General features: G+C 50.9%; 15 protein-coding genes. 1 reads left to right on the top strand and 14 read right to left on the bottom strand.

Annotated features, from left to right (window positions below):
* Positions 1–8 precede the first annotated feature (8 nt).
* The 13 genes from ACAN56_RS21005 to ACAN56_RS20945 form a co-directional block, all read right to left on the bottom strand.
* The gene (locus ACAN56_RS21005; RefSeq protein WP_379145593.1) at positions 9–968 is read right to left on the bottom strand and encodes a carbohydrate ABC transporter permease; all 960 of its coding nucleotides are present in this window, start codon (positions 966–968) and stop codon (positions 9–11) included.
* A 2-nt stretch (positions 969–970) separates the two neighbouring features.
* Entirely contained in the window at positions 971–1942 is a 972-nt protein-coding gene (locus ACAN56_RS21000) for an ABC transporter permease (protein ID WP_038596429.1), read from the bottom strand.
* 74 nt (positions 1943–2016) lie between these two features.
* Positions 2017–3717 carry an extracellular solute-binding protein gene (locus ACAN56_RS20995; RefSeq protein WP_379145590.1) on the bottom strand — a complete coding sequence of 567 codons (1701 nt, stop codon included), beginning with the start codon at positions 3715–3717 and terminating at the stop codon, positions 2017–2019.
* Between the two features lie 114 nt (positions 3718–3831).
* The gene (locus ACAN56_RS20990) at positions 3832–5370 is read right to left on the bottom strand and encodes a response regulator transcription factor (protein ID WP_379145588.1); all 1539 of its coding nucleotides are present in this window, start codon (positions 5368–5370) and stop codon (positions 3832–3834) included.
* The gene (locus tag ACAN56_RS20985) at positions 5367–7193 is read right to left on the bottom strand and encodes a cache domain-containing sensor histidine kinase (protein WP_038596435.1); all 1827 of its coding nucleotides are present in this window, start codon (positions 7191–7193) and stop codon (positions 5367–5369) included. Before ACAN56_RS20985 ends, ACAN56_RS20990 begins: the two co-directional genes overlap by 4 nt.
* A gap of 20 nt (positions 7194–7213) precedes the next feature.
* Positions 7214–8755, bottom strand: a complete 1542-nt coding sequence (locus ACAN56_RS20980; protein WP_379145584.1) for a response regulator — start codon at positions 8753–8755, stop codon at positions 7214–7216.
* A gap of 252 nt (positions 8756–9007) precedes the next feature.
* Entirely contained in the window at positions 9008–10414 is a 1407-nt protein-coding gene (locus tag ACAN56_RS20975) for an ADP-ribosylglycohydrolase family protein (protein WP_379145582.1), read from the bottom strand.
* 3 nt (positions 10415–10417) lie between these two features.
* Positions 10418–11374, bottom strand: a complete 957-nt coding sequence (locus tag ACAN56_RS20970; protein WP_038596441.1) for a nucleoside hydrolase — start codon at positions 11372–11374, stop codon at positions 10418–10420.
* 39 nt (positions 11375–11413) lie between these two features.
* The gene (locus tag ACAN56_RS20965) at positions 11414–12352 is read right to left on the bottom strand and encodes an ABC transporter permease (RefSeq protein WP_038596443.1); all 939 of its coding nucleotides are present in this window, start codon (positions 12350–12352) and stop codon (positions 11414–11416) included.
* Positions 12349–13398, bottom strand: coding sequence for an ABC transporter permease (locus tag ACAN56_RS20960; RefSeq protein WP_379145579.1), 1050 nt, complete (start codon positions 13396–13398; stop codon positions 12349–12351). Before ACAN56_RS20960 ends, ACAN56_RS20965 begins: the two co-directional genes overlap by 4 nt.
* Positions 13391–14080, bottom strand: a complete 690-nt coding sequence (locus tag ACAN56_RS20955; RefSeq protein ID WP_379145699.1) for an ATP-binding cassette domain-containing protein — start codon at positions 14078–14080, stop codon at positions 13391–13393. The genes ACAN56_RS20960 and ACAN56_RS20955 overlap by 8 nt, the downstream gene beginning before the upstream one ends.
* On the bottom strand, positions 14046–14954 hold the full coding sequence (locus ACAN56_RS20950) for an ABC transporter ATP-binding protein (RefSeq protein WP_379145576.1): 909 nt from the start codon (positions 14952–14954) through the stop codon (positions 14046–14048). Before ACAN56_RS20950 ends, ACAN56_RS20955 begins: the two co-directional genes overlap by 35 nt.
* A gap of 108 nt (positions 14955–15062) precedes the next feature.
* Positions 15063–16199, bottom strand: coding sequence for a BMP family ABC transporter substrate-binding protein (locus tag ACAN56_RS20945; protein WP_038596449.1), 1137 nt, complete (start codon positions 16197–16199; stop codon positions 15063–15065).
* A 326-nt stretch (positions 16200–16525) separates the two neighbouring features.
* Between ACAN56_RS20945 and ACAN56_RS20940 the strand changes: the two genes are divergently transcribed.
* Entirely contained in the window at positions 16526–17275 is a 750-nt protein-coding gene (locus ACAN56_RS20940; protein ID WP_038596451.1) for an AraC family transcriptional regulator, read from the top strand.
* A 91-nt stretch (positions 17276–17366) separates the two neighbouring features.
* On the opposite strand, the gene ACAN56_RS20935 is transcribed toward ACAN56_RS20940, so the two are convergent.
* The gene (locus ACAN56_RS20935; RefSeq protein ID WP_379145571.1) at positions 17367–18902 is read right to left on the bottom strand and encodes an extracellular solute-binding protein; all 1536 of its coding nucleotides are present in this window, start codon (positions 18900–18902) and stop codon (positions 17367–17369) included.
* Positions 18903–18933 lie beyond the last annotated feature (31 nt).

The raw sequence follows: 18933 nt of genomic DNA, 5'->3' as shown, positions 1-18933 counted from the left end.
TGATTGCGTTATTCCTTCACACTGCCCACATTCAGGCCCACAACAAAATATTTCTGCATGAACGGATAGACGAGCAAGATAGGTACCGAAGCCACTACGGTAATAGCGGCCCGGATCGACAACGGCGTCACCAACGCTCTGGCCGATTCCTGATCCATCCCTACCCCGGCGGAAACGTTCGGATTGCTGTTGGAATTCATCGTTGAAGATAACAGCTTCATCAGCTCATATTGCAGGGTACTAAGATTCTGTCTGGAAGAGGTATAGATAAAGGCATCAAACCAGGAGTTCCACGCGCCGACAGCCACAAACAGGGCAATGGTAGCGAGCACCGGTTTGCACAAAGGGAAAACAACCTTCATGAAAATTCTGAAATCCCCTGCACCGTCGATTCTCGCCGATTCCAGCAGACTTTCCGGAATCGTGCCGATGTACGTACGGATGACGATCATATTAAATGCGCTAATCATGGACGGGAGAATATATACCCAGAAGCTGTTCAGCAGGTGCAGATCCTTGATCAGGAAATACCCTGGAATCAAGCCGGCGCTGAAATACATGGTGAGTACAAAGATCACAGTAATCGGCTTGCGGAAAACATATTCCCTCCGGCTTAATGTGTAGGCAAGCATGGTCGTCAGGAAAATGTTTAGAATCGTTGAAATCACTGTGCGCGACACTGATATCAGAAATGCGTCATAAATCGTCCCCGAGGCAAAGATCGCCTTGTAGTTCTGAACAGTCCAGACTCTCGGCCATAAGTAAATGCCGCCGCGGATCGTATCATTGCCCGCGTTGAACGAAACAGCAATGGTATTAAGGAACGGATATAATGTCACAAGCACCAGGCAGATCATAAAGACCGTATTGAACGAAGTGAATAGAATCGGTTCAAGCCTGCCGGTGCCTAAGCTCTTTTTCATCGTGAAGCCTGCTTTTTTCTGAGGGCTAATTTGTCGGTTATCCATGGTTATAACAGCCTCTCTTCCCCAAGCCGCTTAGAAATTCCGTTAGCCATAAGCAGCAATGTTACGCTGACGACGGTTTTGAAAATCCCGCCAGCAGTCGCGAGTGAATAATTCCCTTGGGCAAGCCCGTATTTAAGCACGAATATATCTATCGTTTCCGCCCAGTCCACAACAAGCCCGTTGCCGAGCAGGTACTGAACCTCAAAGCCCGCTTCCAGGACATGCCCTATGGACATAATCATCAGAATTACGATCGTTGCTTTAATACCAGGCAAAGTTACAAACATCATTTTCTTGTAGCGGTTCGCGCCGTCAATTTCGGCGGCTTCATAAAGTGCTGGATCAATGGAGGCAATGGCCGCGAGATAAATAATCGTATTCCAGCCGACTTCCTTCCATACATGCGAGGCGCCTACTATTCCCCAGAAATACTTGCCTTCACTGAGCCATAGAATCGGCTCTTTAATCAGATGCAGCTTCATCAGAACGATGTTGACAATCCCGTCATTGATGGACAGCGAGGTGGCCACAATGCCGGTAACAATAATCCAGGACAAAAAGTGCGGCAGATAGGAAATCGTCTGCACGGTTCTTTTCCAGAACACCTTCTTGATTTCATTCAGCAACAGCGCGAGTACGATGGCCGTAACAAAACCAAGCACAAGATTGATAATCCCCATCGCCAATGTATTGCGCAGCACCCGGAGGAAATTATCATCGGTAAACAGAAACTTGAATTGCTTCAATCCTACCCATTCCTGTTCGCTGAAGGACTTGGCCGGCTTGTAATTCTGGAAAGCCATTGTCCAGCCCCAGACGGGGACATAGGCAAAAAGAATAATATAGAGCATTAGAGGTACAGACATCCATATGAGCTGATTCTGGCTTTTGATCAACGACCAGGTGACGGGCCGCTTCTTCTTCTTTTTCTTGGGATGCCGGACGACGGTATCTATTTCTAGGGTCTCATCCATAGTAGTTGTCTCCCCACTCAATCATTTTAATTTAGCAGGTGGAAGGCCGGAACCGGCCCCCCACCTTTGCTTCGTTATTTACTCCAGTTATCAATTCTCCATTTTATCTGTTCATTGATCTTGTCTTCATAAGCCTTTACATTGGCCTTCTTAACCTCTCCGACATAATCGCCCCAGACGGAATCAAATTCTGCCGGGCTGGCAAGGATGGCTTTAGGCAGGAACTTTGTCGACAATTCATTCAGCTTGGTGTTGGCGATTTTGGCATCCGAGCCTTCCACCAAATCGATGGACCAGGCCGGGTAATAGACAGGGTTAGCAGGGGGTTCGCTGAAGAAATCGACATAGCTGTTAAAGCCATAAGCATCCAGGAACTCCTTGTCAAAAGGTTTTAAGCCGGCTTGATATTCTTCAGGCTGCTCGGATACGCCGGTGGCATTGCCGTCGTTGAAGCTGCCCTCGATTTTAGGCATCCAGCTGTACAGCGATTTGGCCTTGTTGGCAAGCTGCCATGTCGCATCTGTAGCTTTATCGCGCTGCTCCTGTGTTCTCATGAAGCGGCCTTTCTCGTTCACGATGTAATCCTCGCCTTCAATCCCCCAGGCAAACGTCTTCTGCCAGTCTTCGCTGATCAGTGTATCCAGCAGTTTGATAATCTTCACCGGATCTTTAGCGTTGATGCTGATACCGAAGCCGTTGTTCAGGTTCAAAGCCGCTCTATCGCGATAGTAGTCTTTAGTAGCCTTATCGTATACAAGCGGAAGACCTACGTAAGTACGCTCGATTTTATTCTGCGTGGTCAGCGATTCTTCGGCAGAGCCAAAGTTCCAGTGCTGGTCAAACATCCCCAGAACCGTACCGCTGGACAGCTTCGCCATATACTGGTCATAGTTCTGAACAAAGGTCTCTTTGTCAATCAGGCCCTTCTGGTTGACTTCGTTCAGTTTCTGGTAGTATTGCTTGGCATAATCTTTGTCTGCAAAAATTTCGGCCACGCCGTCATTTACAACTACACCGCCATCGTTCGGATGACCGATCAGATGCTGCGGCGCATTGAACAGACCCCAGCTTCTCCAGTCAGAGTTAAGAATTTCGAACCCGATGGTCGGGCTTCCGTCAATCTTTGGATATTTCTCCTTATATTTTTCGATCAGATCGAAATATTCATCAAGCGTCTTGACCTTTGGATAACCGAACTCCTTGAGAATTGCCTTTTGAATCCAGAAGGCAGGACCCGAGTAATAGGCACTATTGACCTTACCGTTGTACACCCCGTAATTTGGCAGGATATAAATATGTCCGTCATTCGGGTCTTTCATCATGTTCCAGTAATCGGCGTAATGCGCTTTCAAATTCGGTGCGTATTGTTCAATCAAATCTTCAAGCGGAATGTAGGCGCCTGCAGCCGTCAGCTTCGTATTGCCCGTCATCATATCCGGGTAATCCTGGCCGGCAATCATAACACCCAGCTTCTGGTTGATGTCGCCCGCCAAAAATTCAAAATTGAAGCTGGCACCCGTTTCTTCTTTGATTTTCTTGTAAATCTTATTGTCCGGCGTCGGCTGCTGTCCGGCTTCGCCGAGGAAGATGCTGATGTTGAACGGCTCGACTTTGTCGCCCGTAGTTGCAGCCGCCGTAGTTTGTGCTCCACCGATCTCTTCCGCTTTAGCGTTGTTCTTGGTGTTGTTGTACCCGCCGCATCCGGCGAGGGTAAAGCTCAGGGATAACAGCATAATCAGGGAAAACTTAAACGTTGTTTTAGACTTGCCCCCCATAAAGCACCTCCATAATTTTTTGACGCTGCATCTTGTAAGCACTTACATTTATAAATTATAGAGGTGATAATGCCTGTAAAATACGACTGAATTAAAGGTGTATCCCCAAAAAGTTTAGAACTTTGCATTCCGGTATTCATTCGGTCCCATATGCATTTTCTTCTCAAATTGCTTCAGAAACTGTCCATAATTGGCATAGCCCACCTGCTCGGCAATTTCTGAAAGCTTTAATTTATGCTCACGCAGCAGCACCGTGGCCTCCGCGATCCGCAGGTTATGAAGCTGCTCATTGAAGTTGATTCCGTTCTTCTTCATTAGCAGCTGTCCCAGATAAACCGGGTGCAGGAAAAAGACTTCTGCCAGCTTCTGAATACTCAGACTTTCACGGTAATGCTGCTGGATATACTGATTGATCTCCCGCACGATCCCGTGCGAGCACTTGTCCTGCTCCTGCAGAAGCAGTTCAATACTGCTCTCGCCGAAGGTCCGCAGGTGGTCCATTAGCCCGCTCAAACTCATCATGGAATGCTGAATTTCAGGAAGCTTAAAGGCCTTGGCCGCATTCTCCCCGTGTTCTCCGCCAGCTTCAGGGGTCAGCTCCTGTATGCGGTACATAATATGAATTGCAAACTTCTTCACTACCTCCGGGGCGACCCGCTTCTCCCGAAAGCCGCGGGCTGCCTCATCCACAGCCTGGCGGTAACCGGCAATATCCAATGTATTGACCGGGCTGAGCAAAGCATCGATCAGCCGGATAGGATCATAGTGATAGCTGAATGTCTGTTCACGGATCTCCCGATAGGCCAACAATCCGGGATTCTCCGGCTGGTAGAAGTAATGCATAAGCGCTTCTTTGGCCGTCCGGTAACAGTTCGCTATACAGCACAAGGATTCTTCATGGTCTCCACCCGCAATAAATAAGGGCTGGCCAGGGTAAGCCTCCCGCAAGGCAAGCGTCAGCTCATGAATGCCGTCGCCCTCCACGGCATGCGGGGAACTCCCATACACAATGCCGAAGCTTCCCGCATCCAGATCAATCAAATACATCACAGCTTTCCCGGTCAGCAGGGATGCCGCCTTTTCTCTTACCTCTGCGTACATTTCCAGCGCACTTTGAATCAGGCACAGGTTCCAGTAGCTGATACCCTCCGACAGCCTGGCATACAGCGCAGTATAGGTCTTGTCTACCGGATTTTCGTTCAGCAGTTCCTTAATAAGAGTGCTGCTCTCCTCCGACGTCGCGATCAGATTCATCATCCGGCTGCGGGTCTCCTGCTTCAGCTCCTGGTGTATTTCCCGCAATTCCTCCGCCGCCTCTTCCGGAAATACCGGTTTGAGCAGATAATGGTTAATGCCGTACCGGATAGCTGTCTGGGCATATTCGAACTCGCTGTAGCCGCTCAATATGGCAAATTTAATCTCTCTTTGGCCCGCCCGCTGCCAGGCGGCAATCATCTCCAGCCCGTTCAGCAGCGGCATATTCACATCCGTAATGACCAGATCCGGCTCTAGCTCTTTCATCTGCTGCAGCCCTTCCCTGCCATTGCTGCTGGTTCCGCACACCTCGAACCCCAGCTCCTGCCAATCAATCCATAGCAGCATACCCTCCAGGGCACTCGGTTCATCATCGATCAACAGCACCTTATACTTCATGGGTTCCCCTCATTTCCCGGCGGACTAATTTGTTCAAGCAGCTTAAGCGGGATACCGAAGGCAACTACCGTCCCCTGGTTCGGTGCACTGACAATCTCAAAGCGGACCTGATCCGCATAATTCAGCTCCAACCTGCGGTACACGTTGCGGAGTCCGATGTTCGCTCCAAAGGAGTCCTCCGTGGAGATCGCGGACAGCAGCTCTTTCAGCTTCGCGGCCTCCATCCCTTTGCCGTTATCCGAAACCGTGATCTGCAGGCGGTTATCCTGAACTGCTGCCTTCACCCTAATAATGCCAAGCCCCTCTATGGTCTGCAGGCCGTGCTTGCAGGAATTCTCCACAAGCGGCTGCATGCTCAGCTTCGGAATCTTGTACCGCAGCGCCTGCTCATCAATGTCAAACTGATAGTCAAATTTATCCCTGAACCTGAACTTTTCAATCTTCAGATACATCTCAATAAACGACATTTCCTCCTGCACCGACACCACATCCTCCTTCCAGCTGAGCAGCCTGCGCAGCAGCTTCGACAAGCTCTTCACAATATCTGTCACATCGGAGTAGTTATTTTTGGTGCAGACTACAAGAATTGCATTTAAGGTATTGAACAGAAAATGCGGGTTCATCTGGCTTTGCAGGAAATTGAGTTCCGCCCTGACCCGCTCCATCTCCAGATTCTTGCTCTGAATCTCCAGCTTATATACATCATTAATCAAAGAATTGATCCTGGAGGTCATCCGGTTGAAATTATGGATCAGGCCGCCGATCTCATCCCGGCCCTCGTCGATGCGGATCAGCTCAAACTTTTCGTTCGATACCTTCTGCATATGTCTGGACAGCCGTTTTACGCGGTAATTATAGGATCTTAACATCACGTAGATAAAGCAGGAGGTCAGCAGGGTGACTGTTGTCGCCAGAACTGCCGCATACAGCTGCATATCCAGAATGGCCTGGGTAAGCCGCTCTCCCTGGGTAATTCCGATAATTCTCCAGCCCTTGAGGTAGTTGGCTGTGCCCACAGCCACAACATGAACGTCCTCCTGCTGGCCGTCATCGAGCTGTTTGAACAGCGGATACGGCTCATCTTTCACCCGCTGGTAACCGCCGTCCGCTGACATGACGATCTGATTCTGCTCGTTGACCAGGTATAGGCTCAGATAGTCTTTTTCCCTGACAATGATGTCGTAAATTTCACTAAGATCCAGATCAATCCGCAGCAGCTTATCAAATTTATTCAGTGAGCTGTAATTGTCCATCTGCTCAACTACACTAAGTGTGGGAATGGACGAGGTGCGGAGCTCGTTCTCGCTAGTCCTGTAAGCGGTGACAATAACCCGGTTGCCCGATGCACTCGCCTGCTTGTACCATTCGCTTTTCCGGACCTTCTGGTTCATGATCTGATAGTTGCCGCCGGACACAATCGATGTATTATTGGTGAACACACTGATCCGCTCGATCTGATTATTCACCGGCATATAGCTGTTGAGCCGGTCCCGCAGCTGCTCATCATAGGTATTGTAAAAATCAATCGAGTCCTTATACGTCCGGTCCAGCATTTCATACAGACTCTTATCCGCAGACAGCGTGTAGCTGACAGCTACGCCACCTTCGATAAAATCATGAACGTCCTTTCGCGCCCGCTCCAAAGAAATCTCCAGGTTCTGCTGCTCCCTTGATTTGATCAAATCCGAGATACGGTCCAGAAAGACCAGATTAATCACCATAATCGGCAACAGCACACCCACGATGTAAATGAGGATGAACTTATAATTCAGGGGAATGTCGTTGACGATATTTCCGAATCTTCTTACTTTTTTGGTTTTCATGCCTCATGCACCCGGCTTTCTTAGAGCTGCTTATTCTTTTTGGCATTTTTATAGACCGAGGGCACAACACCCACGATCAGCTTGAATTTATCTATAAAATAATCCGTATTGGAGAACCCAACTTGAAGGGCAATATCGGAGATTTTCAGCTGCGTCCGCTTAAGAAGTCCTTTCGCGGCTTCAATGCGTTTCTCATTCAAATACTCGCTGAAGCTGCGGCCTGTCTCTTTACGGAACAGCTGTCCCAAATAAGCGGAATTCATGTGGAATTGTCTCGCCAGCTCCTGAAGCTGCAGCTTGTTGCGGAATTCAAGATCGACATACTGGATAACGTTAAAAATCGTATTCCCTTCATTGGCGCTGTGCAGCTCTGCCAGATAGACAGCTGTCTGCCTGCATAGTCCATCCGCATATTTGCCCAGCATAAAATAATCGCCGAGACTGCCGAGTTCTCCATATTCCTTCTGTAGCTTATTCATAAGGATAGCCGGGTCCCCGTTCATCTCCGCCAGCAGCCGGCATAACGTCATCTCCAGGTGAGCCACCTGAGCCTGCACCGCTTCAACAGTCAGCAGCTGTTCTGCGAAAGAAGCGAACAGTTCCCTGATGCTGGGCTCAATTCCAGCCGTATCGTTAGCCTTGACCTTCTCCAGCAGCTTCTCCAGACTGTCATTCTGAAGCTCCGCCCCTGCACTCATTCTCTTGAGGTCACTATAAAAAAAGACTCCGCCCTTCTCCCGGTGATACTTCAGCTTCCATACTTCAAGCGTCTGCGAATAAATTTTCCGCATGGACTCTATCCCGTTCATTCTGTCACTGATCATGATGGCTGCCGGTTCAAGCACCTGTTCTGCAAGTGCTTTCTGGAGCCTTCTGGCATTCTCCGCCAGACTATCGCAGCTGATCGAAGCTGACTGAATCATCATGCCCGACCGGCCCGCCGCATCCTGAAAGAAACAAGTGGATTCCCAGGGGAAATAATCGTTTAAGCGCTGGTCGATATCGACGGCGGTATAAGGCGGGGCGATAAGAATGCATACCAGCTCCGTATCCGGCTGCAGGTTCAGCAGGTTGACAGCCATAACCCGCAGCTCTTCACTAAGCTCACCCTGAATCAGGCGAGTGATCAGATTATTTACGATAAACGCCCGCTTTTTCTGACGATCCACTTTGGAAGCGATTTCATTTTGAATGATCGTTTGCATCTTGCCCAGCAAGGACTCGATTTCTTCGTCGTCGATCGGCTTCAGCAGGTATTGATCGACCCGCTGGCGGAGCGCGGTCCGGGCATACTGGAAATCATCATAACCGCTTAGAATGACAAACTTTGGTGGCTTGGTCATACTTACATTTAGCTTGGCAATCAATTCGAGACCATTGAATACGGGCATATTGATATCCGTTAATACTAAATCCGGCTTCTGCTCCTGGATAAGCCTGAGCGCATCCGTGCCGTTCAAGGCTTCCCCGCATATCTCGAAACCGAACTTCTCCCAATTCACCATCGTTCTCAGACCTTCAAGAACCCACGGTTCATCGTCAACAAGCATGACCTTCAGCATGAGTCTCGCTCCTTCATATCCTTTTTTTATAGAGAGATACGTTAGCAAAATTACTATAGATCATGCTAACACAGATAGACTGAGTTATGGAATAGGTACTGGACATAAATACTTTATCCAAGATAATTTCCCATTTCAGTAAATTCCAGCAATTTCCCAAGGTACTCCCGCAGAAGCCGCAGAACTTTCGGATACAAAAAGGGATGTTCCCCGGCCTTCTTTTCAAGGCTGTGGAACATCCCTATGTTTCACTCAAACTTGCTGTTCTTGTGCCTCAAGCTCCTTGCGGATCTTCAGAAATACCTGATAACTCCGCTCGGCGCATTCCGAAATGGCTATCGGATGGAAGCCGGGCAGATCGGCATATAGTGTGTCATTCAGCGGTGCTGTCCAGCTCGCCGGCAGCTCCTTCGCGCCAAGCTTCGCCCCCATAATCGAGCCGACCGTGGCACCGTTGCAATCCGTATCCATCCCGCCGTACACAGAGGTGACTACGGCCTTCTCGAAATCATTGCCGCCATAGACAAGTGAGGCGGCGACCAGCGCAGCATTATTATTGGTGTGCACCGGATCATAATGACTGAATTGATCCCAGATTGTGCTCACCAGCTCACGTTCGCTTTTGGCCTTCCGGCCAATATCGATTCCGCGTTTCACATCGCTGGCCAGACGGCTTGTGCTTGGGATCTCGCTGAGCCCGATCTCCAGGATGCGCTCGTTATCCTGCTCGGCGAAGGCGGCAGAAATCATTGCGGCATTCAGCATCTCGCCATAGATTCCGTTCTTCACATGCGAGAAGGAGGCGTCCCGCCAGCCCAGCTCCGCCGCGAGCTCCGGATACCCGGCCGCCCCGTAGGCCAAACCATCAGCGCGTATTGCGGCGCCGATCCATTCGCGGTACGGATTGAGATGCATGCGCACACGTTCCTGCCGCTGCGGCCAATCCGCCGGCTTTTCTCCATGCATATGAGAAGTTTCCCGGGCAAAATTCATGTAAGCCTGGGTCTCTGCTGTGCAGACCTGGCTATACGTCAGATTTCCATGCCACAGCTTACCAACATCCCACGAATCCCAGTCCAAGCCCTTCTGCTCCAGCAGCATCAGACCGAGGACCGTATAGCGGATATCGTCGTCACTCTCCATGTACCGGATGGTCTCCCGGGTACTGGTAAAGGACCAGCCGCTTAAGCCCAGACCGTATTCCTTCTCCGCCCGTGAATGCTCCGGGGTATAGCCGGTAATCGGCCACGCGTCAGCACCTTGGAACCACAGCTCAATATTCTGCCAGCCCGGCCGGCCGTCTTTGCCATACAGGTAATCCCAATATTCCAGCGGCTTACCCAGCGCACAGCCGACACTTCTGCCCAGCCAAGCCCCGTAGAACTTGTCCCTCCACTCCGCAGGACTCCACCGGGCGTCAAGCTTCCGCGGTCCATCCGGGCGCAGGCTGCGGATTTCCGCAAGACCCGACGGCTCCCGGTACGGGAAATCCTCACCTACCTTGAGCTCCATCAGCTCGCGGTATACCTCCATAAGCTTCATTTCATCGCTTCCAGCGGCGGCAAGCTTGTCTGTCAGACTGCCGGCCTGGCAGCCTTCTTCCATCCGCTGCAGCAGTTCCAGCCGGACCGTCTCCTGAAGCTGTTCCCATCCAGCCATCCGCTAGTTCCCCCCGGACGCAAGCAGAAGCTCACGGTCAAGTCTGTCCAGCGAATCAAACAGCAGCTTCATGAACGCTTCCCGGTCGATCCCCAGCAGTACCTCCGTGTTCGCGGCGCGGTCCGGTTTCTTCCTTCTGTCGGCCACGGTCATCCCACGGGTCAGCTTGCCTTCCGTCTCCACCGTGACATACAAATGCTGTGATTCGAACAGCTCCGGGTGCAGCAGCCAGGCCACGGCACACGGATCATGCAGCGCGTTGCCGACATAGCCCATTTTTTTGCCATATATCGAATAGAAATCAAGCAGCTCCCCTACCATGACGGAGACCGGTCCCCGGCGTTTCAGTTCGAGAATTTCATCCTCAAATATAGCCGCCTGATCGGTCACATCCAGACCGCTCATCACAATCGGAATACCGGATTCATAGACGATCCGGGCTGCCTCCGGGTCAACATAAATGTTGAACTCTGCGGTCACTGTTACATTTCCGTATGCCAAGCCGCCGCCCATCAGTGAAATTTTCTCAATTCTTTCCTTCACCTCTGGGTAAGCGGTGATCAGCAGGGCAATATTCGTTAAAGGCGCCATCGGCACAAGTGTAATCTTCTCCTCCGAAGAGCGGATAATATCCAGCATAAATTCTACCGCCCCCTGATCTACAGGCTTGAATTTGCTGGCCGGAAGTGCCGGGCCGTCCATCCCGGATTCCCCATGCGCTTCTGCACCCGTAACCAGCTTGCCAAGCAGCGGACCCACTGCTCCTTTGGCCACGGGAATGTCGGCATTTACAAAGCTGAGCACCTTCAACGCGTTGTCGGTAATTTTGTCCAGAATCTGGTTGCCCCCAACCGTCGTAATTCCCCGGATCTCCAGCTGCTCCGGATGAGCCAGCGCGAGCAGAATGGCAATCGCGTCATCATGCCCCGGATCGCAGTCAATAATTATAGGTGTTGGCATAACGTTCGCTCCCTTGTGTGTGTATATCTGAATTCCGAATTATTTCGTGGTCGTAGTTTTTATTTTGCGGTTCTTCTTCCGGGTCTCGGAGACCGCGTAAATCACCAGGCCGATGACCGTTGCCACATAAGGTAGCGTCGCAATCAGCTCCGCCGGGATCTTCAGCACCTGGAGCGCATTGGATAGCGCATCAGCGGCCCCGAACAGGAGTGAGGTAAGCGCCGTTCCGACCGTTGTGCTCCGGCCCATTGATTCTGCCGCAATAGCAATCCAGCCCCGGCCTGCAATCATATCGCGGGTAAAGAGTGACAGATAACCCATCGACATATAAGCGCCGCCCAGGCTGGCAAAAAAACCGCTAAGCAGCAGAGCCGCATATTGAATCTTGATCACACTGACACCAACCGACTGGGCTGCATGCGGATTCTCCCCTACGGAACGGATGCGCAGGCCAAGCGGTGTACGGTTCAGCAGGTAATAGACGATCAGCACAGACAGTATAGAGAAATAGGTCAGAATATGGTGCCCCGAGAGGATTGGGCCAAGCACCGGAATATCCTTCAGCAGCGGAATCTGCACACTCGGCAGCACCTTGCTCGCCAGGGAGGTGGAAGAACCCTTGTCCCCGCTGAGCAGATACAGGATAAATACCGTCCCTCCGGATGCGAACATGTTGATCGCCACACCGCCGAGAATGATATGCGTCTTGAATCTCAGGGTAAAAAAAGCCAGAATTCCGGCGATGATCGTCCCCGACAGCACCGCACCGAGCAGCCCTATCCAGGCACTGTGGCTATAGGCACTTACAATAACACCGGCCAAGGCGGACACCAGCATGATCCCTTCCATCCCGATATTGATAATACCCGCCCGGTTTGAGATCAGCGCACCCAGCGCGGCGAACAGAATTGGCGTCGTTACACGCAGCAGAGAGAACGCGAAGTCCGTGGTAAAGATAACATCCAGCAGGCTGTTCATGCGTTATTTTTCGCCTCCTTCAGCAGCATCCGGTTCTTCCAGAATTTCAGGAACTGTTCAGCGGAAATCAGCAGAATAATGACAGCCTGGATGATCGAGATCATCTCGGAAGGCACATCGGACAGGCGTGCCATCAGATCCGCTCCAATACGGATATACGCAAGGAAAAGCGCCGAGGCAATCACGGACAGCGGGTTATTTTTGGCCAGCATCGCTACAAGTGCACCGTCCATGCCGTAACCCGGCAGTGAGGTCCACTGGAACCGGTTGTACATCCCCAGCACCTCCACCGATCCGCCCATGCCGGCGATAAATCCTGCAATCAGGTGGACGAGGATGATGACCTTGGCGGTCTTCATTCCCGAGTAGCGGGCAAACTCCCGGTTCACACCGGTCATCCGCAGCTCATAGCCCCACTTGGTTTTGTAGAGGAACAGATGGGCGAGCACAATAAGCACCAGCACGATAATAAGACCGGTATGAATCCGGGTTCCCTGAAAGATTTTATCCAGCTGCGCCGTCTTCTCGAATTTAAAAGAAACGTTGGCGAATGCCTTGGCATCACGGAGATGATAGTTGAGCAGATACAGGCCAATCCCGAACAGGATATTGTTGAACATTAAAGAGGTAACGAGTTCGTTGGCATTCCACTTGGCCTTGAGAATTCCGGGAATCGCCGACAGCAAAGCGCCTACAATCGAACCGGCTGCAATCGCCACAAGCGGATGAATCCAGCTGTTCAGGGTCAAATGGATCGCCAGCACCGAGGTCACTACCCCGGAGAAATAAAAGATTCCTTCCGCACCAAGGTTGAACATATTGGCCCGGAACAGCAGGGAGACGGCCAGACCCGTGAACATCAGCGGAATGGCCATCTCGATCACGTTGCCGATATGCCCTTTCGTGGATATAGGCTCCCATAAGAAAATGCCAATCGTCTTGAGCGGCTGGTCACTGACCAGCGAGATGATCATAAAGGCGATGACCAGGGCAATCAATATGACCGCTGTTGTCCGGATTGCCTCAAAATATTTGACTTTAAACATGGTTTTCGGCCCTCCCGGTGTGCTGCTTGTCCTGCCGGTTGATCCCCAGCATATATAGTCCGAGCTCCTCTTCGCTGACCTTAGAAGGCTCATCGAAACAGGCAACAATCTGACCTTCATACATCACGAGCAACTGATCACTCAGCTCCAGAATTTCATTCAAGTCCGCCGACACCAGCACAATGGCACAGCTGCCGGAACGCAGCTCCAGCAGCTTCTGGTGAATGAACTGGGCCGCGCCGATATCCACGCCCCGGGTCGGCTGCTCGGCAATCAGCAGCTCCGGCCCGGTCGAACATTCCCGCGCCACTACAACCTTCTGCATATTTCCTCCCGACAGCATGGCAATCGGCTGCTGCGGTCCTGAGCAGCGCACTTTGAACTCCTCCACCAGTGACGCGGCCAGGCTGGCAATTCTGGAGCCATGCAGAAGAGGGCCTTTATTCATATCCTTGGAGCGGTAACGGGTAGAGATCAGGTTATCGGAAATGCTGGCCTCCCCGGCTGAGCCCTGCCGCATCCGGTCCTCTGGAATATAAGAGACACCCAGTCCGCGAATGTCACGGATATCTGATTCACGGATCTCCGTCCCTTTCACCTTGACTGATCCGGTACACGACACTCCGCGAAGTCCGCCTGTCAGAGCCTCAATCAGCTGCGACTGCCCATTGCCTTTCCACACCGGCAATTCCGACAATCTGCCCTGCGCGAACAGAGAAATTGACGTCCGACAGCAGCGCCTTGCCCTGACTGTCATGGACACCCAGGCTCTCTACCGAAAGCACGGAGTTCCCAAGAGCCACGTTGTCCTTGTCATATTTCAAGACCACATCCCGGCCCACCATCAGCCGTGAAATTTCCTGCTCCGTTACATCCTTCGTCTGAAAGACACCTTCGCTTCTGCCGCCGCGCATGATCGAAATCCGGTCGCAGATCGCTTTGACCTCCTTCAGCTTGTGTGAAATAAACACAATCGTATGACCCTGCTCCCTAAGCTGCTGCAGCTCATGGAACAGCTCTTCCGTTTCCTGCGGAGTCAGAACCGCTGTCGGCTCGTCCAGAATCAGGATTTTGGCACCGCGCACCAGTGCCTTCAGAATCTCCACCTTCTGCTTCATGCCGACGGTAAGATCCTCGACCTTGGCTTTGGCATTCACCGCAAGGTTATATTTACGCGCCGTCTCTTCGGTCAACCGCACGGCTTCGTTGTAGTTGAAGCTCACGCCTTTGCGCGGCTCCATGCCAAGCACCATATTCTCGGCTACTGTAAAGGAAGGCACCAGCATGAAATGCTGATGGACCATGCCAATGCCCCGGTCAATGGCGTCCTGGGGGGATTGCAGCTTCACCTTTTCACCCCTGATGTAGATCTCGCCTTCACTCGGCTCTTCCATCCCGAACATAATCTTCATCAGGGTCGATTTGCCGGCCCCATTCTCTCCGGCAATCGCATGGATTTCTCCTTCACGCAGAGAAAAGTGAACGTCTTTGTTTGCAACGACGCCATTTGGATATACTTTGGTAATTCCCCGCATTTCCAGCAGAGCGTTCTGCATGGGTCATCAACGCCTTTCAACTTAGGTGTCTGCAAAAATAGGCAGCTGGAAATCTTCTTGCGGAAGAATTCCAACTGCATGAGTTAACATGTTAAATCATAAATACGATTAAGGTTTAACGGCATTACGGATAGCTTCAACTTCTGAGGTTTCCATGCCCATTGCATTGTCTACAGTAATCTCTTTGTTGATGAGCTTCTGCTTCACTTCTTCAACTTTGGCCTGCAGGTCAGCCGGGTAGACGCTTTTATAGATCTCGTTCTCTGCAATGCCCACGCCGTCTTCCACAAAGCCGAGCACATCACGTTTGCCCATTTCAAGCGTTCCGTCCTGCAGCTTCTTCACAGCTCCAAGAATGGCGCTGTCGATCTTTTTTATCGCGGATGTAACGATCAGGTTGGCTTTGTCGTTGTCTGTATCTTTCAGCAGCATCGCTTGGTCGGAATCGACGCCGATGGCATATTTGGTCTTCTCTTTGGCAGCATCGAAGATTCCAAGCCCTGTTCCGCCCGCTACGTTGAAGATGATGTCCACGCCGGAGTTGTATTGAATGAGCGACAGCTCTTTCCCTTTTGCCGGGTTCACGAAATCGCCCGCATAGGATACTGCTACCTTCACCTCAGGATCAACATATTGCGCGCCCTGAATGTAACCTACCAGGAAAGCATTGATTCCGGGAATATCCATTCCGCCTACAAACCCGATGATGTTCTCCTTATTCGCATTCGGCATATCGGATTGCGTAGCCAATGCTGCTGCCGCACCAGCCAAGAAGGATACTTCATTGGTGGAATAGGACATGTTGTACATATTGGCAGGTGCTTCTTCGATGTCCGTGTCATAGTTGATGAATTTTTTATCCGGATTGGCTTCAGCCGTTGCATTGAACATCTCGGTAATTTCCGATCCGCCCGAAATAACAACATCCCAATCCTCGGCGGCGATATCGTTAAACGTAGGCTCCCATTTCGTCTTGTCGGTTCCCATTTCTACAACCTTGGTTTCCGCACCAAGCTCATCCTTCACCTTCTGCAGTCCATTATTGGCCGCATCAAAAAATGATTTATCTCCAAGCGTTCCCGGAATCAGCAGCACGACCTTGAGCTTGTCCCCAGCAGCCGCTTCTCCGCCTTCTGCATCATTTGCGGAATTTGCTGTATTTCCATTGCCGGACGTATTATTTCCGCAAGCCGTGACAAGTACCATTACCATGAGCAACAATAAAGCAAGAACGTTCTTTTTCATTTTTTGTTCACACCCCTGTTTGTAGTTGGTTTACCTTAAAGAAATGGCTGAATGTCCCAATTGCACGTTTTGTGTTATAGCGATGACCCCGTTGAGTTTCGGCAAATTCATAAAAACTATGAAAATTAGTGAATTACTTTCAAAAGCAAACATTACATGGATACAAATCTTGAAAAACCGGGTAATTTCCGAACGAGATGGCCAGTCTGGTTGCGAATCTTCGGTTTAATTGATACGATCATAACAAATAAGGCAGCAAATATTTATATGGATTCGGTCAGGTTTTTGCACGATTCGGCTAAATGACAGAATAACGGAGGATCACAATGGATCGAGTCCTATATATTGTAAGTGCAGATCATGAAGCTAATACTTATATCCCTCCGCATCAGCATGAATGCTTCGAACTGATTTATTACATCCAGGGGCTTGGTTCCTCGAATGTGGGGACCCGCAACTATCATTTCCGGCCCTATTCATTCGCGCTGATCCCGCCCAACTTTAAACATGATGAGAAACACACGCCGGAGGCGGATGTTCTGTTCGTAGGGTTTATCTGCGGCCATCCGAATCTCCGCGCTTTAGCCGGAGTCTATGACGACGACAAGGATCAGACCGTGCTGCAGATCATGCTGCGGATGAAAGAGGAGTTCTCCCGCAAACGGGATGGCTACACCGAACTTATGAATCTGCAGATGAGTGAGATCATCGTTCATCTGCTGCGGCTGCTTGGCACGGGACATACGCCATCTCCTTCAGAGGATCAGATGCAGTATGTTCTGAACTATATGGACGAGCATTACCGCCATAAGCTTTCGGTTCAATCGCTCGCAGAAATGTCCGGCTACAGCTATGACAGGTTCCGGCATTTATTCAAGGAAAGATTCGGGCATTCTCCGCACCGTTATCTTCTGTCAAAGCGGATCAATTATGCGAAATCACTGCTGCTTCATACCCAAATGCAAATCGCTGAGGTTTCAGCGGCTGCAGGGTTTGTAAACGATGCCCAATTCTGCAATATGTTCAAAAGAGAGGTCGGCCTCTCCCCCCGGACCTTCCGGATGAAGAGTAAATGAAATAAAGACCAGACGAGAGGAAGCGATATAGCTTCCTCTCGTCTGGTCTTTTGGTCTGATGGAACGCAAGCACCTCTACAGGGTGTAACGGTCACTCCCCGTAACCCAGCTCCTTTAGTTGGGCAACCGCCGTGTCGAGGTAATTTTTGTAGCTGAATGTTCCTTCCAGTGTGCTGAGGAATTTGTCATAGTCCTCTATTTTGGCCTTGCCATAGATGAATTTGATCATTTCCTCCTCAATGAACCGGTTGGCATCTGCGGGATTATAGCCCTGCGGACTAGACACAAAACCATCCAGTGTCTGAATCCGCGGCAGTCCGGCCTCGAAATCAATGAAGGTGGCCAAATTGCTGAATTTCGTCTTGAGATATTCAGTTTCAGGCCGGCCCGTGAACTGGTACAACCAGGTGAAAGAAGCATCCGAGCGTCCTTTGTCGGTAATGGCGACCTTGTCTCCATCCAGCGTGTAGTGGGTATCCTGCACTCCGTATTGGACCAGACGGTTGCCTTCAGGCGTGGATACGTAGTTCAACAATTCCAGTACCTTGTTCAGCTTATCCGGCTCACTTTCCAGCTTCTTCGGGATGACCCACAACCCGCTGGAAGCACCGATGTTGAGGGAGTTGGCATTTTGAATGCCCGTCGGCCCCTTGGGCGGTGCCAGCTGCAGCCATTCCGCTTTTGGATTCGCGCCTTTCCACACCTCAACCTTATCATCCTTCATAATCTGCGCCCATTCTGTGTTGATAATGCCTACTTTACCCTGAAATGCTTTGTCGATCGCCATTGTGCCCTTGTTGCTGACAATCTCCGGATCTACGACCCCGGCATCAAGAAACTGCTTGAGCTTCGCCAGCACGTCTTTCATTTCCGGCTGGTAGAACGTGCTTACCACCTTGCCATCACGGACAAATAATTGCGAGGTGTCGAAAATATTCGTAATTCCGTAAGCGCCGAAGATCGGCTCAAAGGTCTGAAAGTTCGTGCCGGACAGTCCAAAGGTGTCATTTTTGCCATTCTTGTCGGGGTCCTCGGTTGTAAACGCTTTAGCAACTTCGAACAGTTCATCGACTGTAGTCGGCGGCTGCAATTTCAGGTTATCCAGCCAATCCTTCCGAATCCAGTAGGTATAGGAAATGGACTGTCCCGCTTTGGGCAGCGCATATTGCTTGCCGTCCACAATTCCCTTCTTCAGCACTTCCCCGCCGACAAAAGAGGTATATTCCGGTAGCTTCTCCATATAGGATGTCAGATCAAGCAGCGAACCGGATTGGGCCAGCTTCTGCAAGTGCGCCTTGCTCGTAGCCATCAGTAAATCAGGCAGGTTGTTAGAGGCCGCACGCACATTCATCTGATTTTCATAATCGCTCTGGTCACCCACGAGTGTCAGCTTCAGTTTTGTTCCCAGTTGTTCATCCAGTGCTTTCTTAATAAAATCGTCTGCCGGCAGGCTCGTGCCCCAGCTGATCTCTGCCGCTTCAAGCTCCACCGGACCTGAGGGCGCAGCTGCATTCCCGCCCTCCGTTGCTGCGGGCGCTTTATCCGCGCTTCCGCCGCATCCGCCAATCAGCGCTGTTGCCGCTGCCACCGTGACCCAAGCCGTGAATCGTTTGTTTCTCTGCTTCATTTTGAACCCCTGCCTTCTGTAAGAAGTTTAT

It is taken from the genome of Paenibacillus paludis (genome assembly GCF_042610515.1).
In the GTDB taxonomy this organism is placed as follows: domain Bacteria; phylum Bacillota; class Bacilli; order Paenibacillales; family Paenibacillaceae; genus Paenibacillus_AQ.
This window is presented reverse-complemented; position numbering and strand designations above follow the sequence as displayed.